We start from the raw sequence: 3,263 nt of genomic DNA on the forward strand, positions 1-3,263 counted from the left end.
GGCGGCCGCGGCGGAGCTGCTCGACCCCGGCGGACTGCTGCTGATCCCGCCGGATGCCGGCCACCCCGAGGCGGCATTCGAGACGCGCGAGGCCACGCCATCCCTCGTCGCGCTCGCGGCGCGCCACGCGGCCGCGCCGCTGCCCGCCGCCACCGGCCGCCGCGCCATTATCGTGCTGGTCGTGGGCCGCCAGACGGAGGCGGAATGGGACATCACCGGCCCCGGCATCGCCGCCTATGCCGCCGCGATCGGCGCCGAGCTGCGCGTGGTGCACAGCGCGCCTGGCCTGCCGCGGCCGATCATCAAGGCGGCCGCGCGGGACGTGGCGGCGGAGTACGACCGCTTCATCCTGATGGATTCCGACATCGTCCTGCGGCCACATTGCCCGGACCTGTTTGCCCTCATACCGCCCGAAGCGGTCGGCGCCTTCCCCGAGGGACAGCGCTTCGACCGCAGGGCGCTGGCGGAACAGGCCACCGCGCTGCTCGGCGGCGCGCCCTTCCCGCCCAAGACCTATTTCAACGCCGGCGTGCTGGTGCTCTCGCGCCGCCACCTGCACATGCTCGAGGAGCTCGGGCGCGGCATCGTCGCCGGCACGCTGCTCGAGCAGGACCTGATGAACGTGGCGGCGCGGCGCGGCGGCCACCCGATCCACGAGCTCGACAGCGCCTTCAACCACGTCCCCGGCGGCCGCACGCCGGACGACTGGCGCTGCGGCTGGGTGCTGCATATGGCGGGCTCGCCCAAGCCGGTGTTCCGCCGCCGCCCGCTCTGGGAGCGCCTGGCGCATGACCACGGCATCGTCTGGGCCGAGCGGCCACGCCTGGGCAAGCACCTGCGCCTGCCGCACCTGGCCGCGCAGGCCGAGCGCGTCACCGGGCGCGAGGTGCATGTACTCGACCCGGAGGATCTCGACTATGCCGGCCCGCACGCCATGCCGCGGCTGATGCCAGATGGGTATGCGGCGGCCTGGCTCGAGCCGCTCGCGGCGGGCGGGCCGGCGCGGCGCGCATGGGGGGAATTCGCCGTGCCGCCGGGGCGCTGGCGCCTGCGCGTCCTTCCCCTGCCGGGCGAGGCGCTGCCGCCCATCGGCTTCGCGATCGGCGCCGCCGCGCAGCCCCAGGGGCGGCTGGACCCTTCGGCCGCGCTGGAGGTCGAGGTCGCGCCGGAAGCACCGCTGCGCGTCGCGCTGTTCGCGGCCGAGGCACCGGCCGGCATCGCCGGGATCCTGCTCAGCCGCCCGGGGCACTGACAGCCGGCCGACAAGGAATTGGCGTCTGTCGGCCAGGCGTCAGCCTTTGATCCCCCGCGCCTGGCCGCCTTGCCCACCGGCGCCGCTTCCGTGCCATCATCGCCACCGTCCCGGCGCGCCTCCCGCGACCGGCCATAACAACGGGAACGAGCCATGAAACACCTTCGCCCGCGCGCCGCCGCCCTGGCTGTCGCCGTCACCGCGCTGCTCGCGCCGGCCGCGATGGGCCAGACGCTCACCCTCGGCTCCGCCGCGCCGGTCACCACCATCGACCCGCATTTCCACAATGTCGGGCCGAACAACGCGCTGACCATGCACATCTTCGACCGGCTGGTGGAACGCGACGGGCGCGCGCGCCCGCGCCCCTCGCTGGCGGAATCCTGGCGCGTGGTCTCGGACACGGTGTGGGAGTTCAAGCTGCGCCAGGGGGTCACCTGGCACGACGGGCGGCCCTTCACGGCGGACGACGTGGTCTTCACCTTCTCCCGCGTGCCGAACGTGCCGAACAGCCCGGGCGGCTTCCAGGGCTTCCTGCGCGCGATCGAGCGGGTGGAGGTGGTGGACCCGCACACCATCCGCCTGCACACCCGCGCGCCGCATCCGCTGATGCCGCTCGACCTCGCCTCTGTGTCGATCATCGCGCGGCATGCGGCGGAAGGTGCGGCGACCGAGGACTTCAACACCGGCCGCGCGGCGATCGGCACGGGCGCCTACCGCCTGGTCTCCTACCGCTCAGGCGACCGCATCGAGATGACGCGCAACGAGGCCTATTTCGGCGGCGCCGAGCCCTGGGCGCGCGTCTCCTACCGCATCGTCGCCAATGACGCGGCGCGCACCGCGGCCCTGCTGGCCGGCGACCTCGACCTGATCGAGCAGGTGCCGACCTCCGACCTCGCGCGGCTGCGGCGCGACAACCGCGTGACGGTCACCGAGATCGCCAGCACCCGCACCGTCTACATGGCGCCCGACTACTCGCGCGACGGCGGCACGCCGCTGATCACCGACAACAACGGCCAGCCGCTGCCGGTGAACCCTTTTAAGGACGTGCGGGTGCGCCGTGCGCTGTCCATGGCGATCAATCGCCAGGCGCTGGTCGACCAGGTGATGGAAGGGGCCGCGACCGCGACCGCGCAATGGCTGCCGGAAGGCGCCTTCGGCTACAATCCGCGGGTGCGCCCGCGCGCCTACGACCCCGACGGCGCGCGGCGCTTGCTGGCCGAGGCCGGCTATCCCAACGGCTTCCGCGTCACAATCCATACGCCGAACGACCGCTGGCCGAACGATTCGCGCCTGGCGCAGGCGGTCGGCCAGATGTGGACGCGCATCGGCGTGCGCACGCAGATCGAGGCGCTCCCCTGGACCGCCTTCGTGCCGCGCCGCGCGCGCATCGAATACGCCATGCAGATCGGCGCCTGGGGCAGTTCCACAGGCGAGGGCTCGAACTTCCTGGTCAACACCATCGCCACCAACAACCGGCAGCTGCTGACCGGGGCGAACAACAACGCGCGCTTCTCCTCGCCTGCCTTCGACGCGCTGGCGGCGCGCGGCTCCGCCACGCTGGACGACGAGCGGCGCGAGGCGATCTGGCAGGAGGCGGTGGAACTGTTCGCCGAAGAGGAACCGGTGATCCAGCTCGTGCAGTACATCAACACCTGGGCGGCGCGGCGGGGCCTCACGCACGATCCGCGCATGGACGAGCGCACCATCGCGATGGGCGTGCGCCCGGCGCGCTGAGGCCCGGGGCTGGCGGCGCATCCGGCGGCCGGCCTTCCGGGGCGCGCCGCCGGTCCCGCGACCGGCGCTCTACAGGAACCCCACCGGGTCCACATCGACCTGGACCCGGACATTGCCCGGCACGCTGACCTTCGCGAGCCAGGCCTCCAGCAGCGGCTGCACAGCGATGTCGCGCCGCGTCCTGAGCAGCAGCCGCCGCCGGTGCCGCCCGCGCAGGATCGCGAGCGGCGCCGGGGCCGGCCCCAGCGCGTCCACGCCGCCGCCCCCCAGCGCGGGG

Annotated in this window: 3 protein-coding genes; 2 read left to right on the forward strand and 1 reads right to left on the reverse strand. The window is 73.7% G+C overall.

Annotated features, from left to right (window positions below):
- Both HW578_RS24635 and HW578_RS24640 read left to right on the forward strand, forming a co-directional pair.
- On the forward strand, nt 1-1,252 hold a 1,252-nt coding region (locus HW578_RS24635), incomplete at its 5' end, for a glycosyltransferase family protein (RefSeq protein ID WP_198373345.1).
- 153 nt (nt 1,253-1,405) lie between these two features.
- The gene (locus tag HW578_RS24640; protein ID WP_198373346.1) at nt 1,406-2,986 is read left to right on the forward strand and encodes an ABC transporter substrate-binding protein; all 1,581 of its coding nucleotides are present in this window, start codon (nt 1,406-1,408) and stop codon (nt 2,984-2,986) included.
- A 69-nt stretch (nt 2,987-3,055) separates the two neighbouring features.
- Here the strand turns inward: HW578_RS24640 and HW578_RS24645 are convergent.
- On the reverse strand, nt 3,056-3,263 hold a 208-nt coding region (locus HW578_RS24645), incomplete at its 5' end, for a hypothetical protein (RefSeq protein ID WP_198373347.1).

Origin of the sequence: Roseomonas rosulenta, from assembly GCF_016106005.1 — a bacterium.
In the GTDB taxonomy this organism is placed as follows: Bacteria; Pseudomonadota; Alphaproteobacteria; order Acetobacterales; family Acetobacteraceae; genus Neoroseomonas; species Neoroseomonas rosulenta.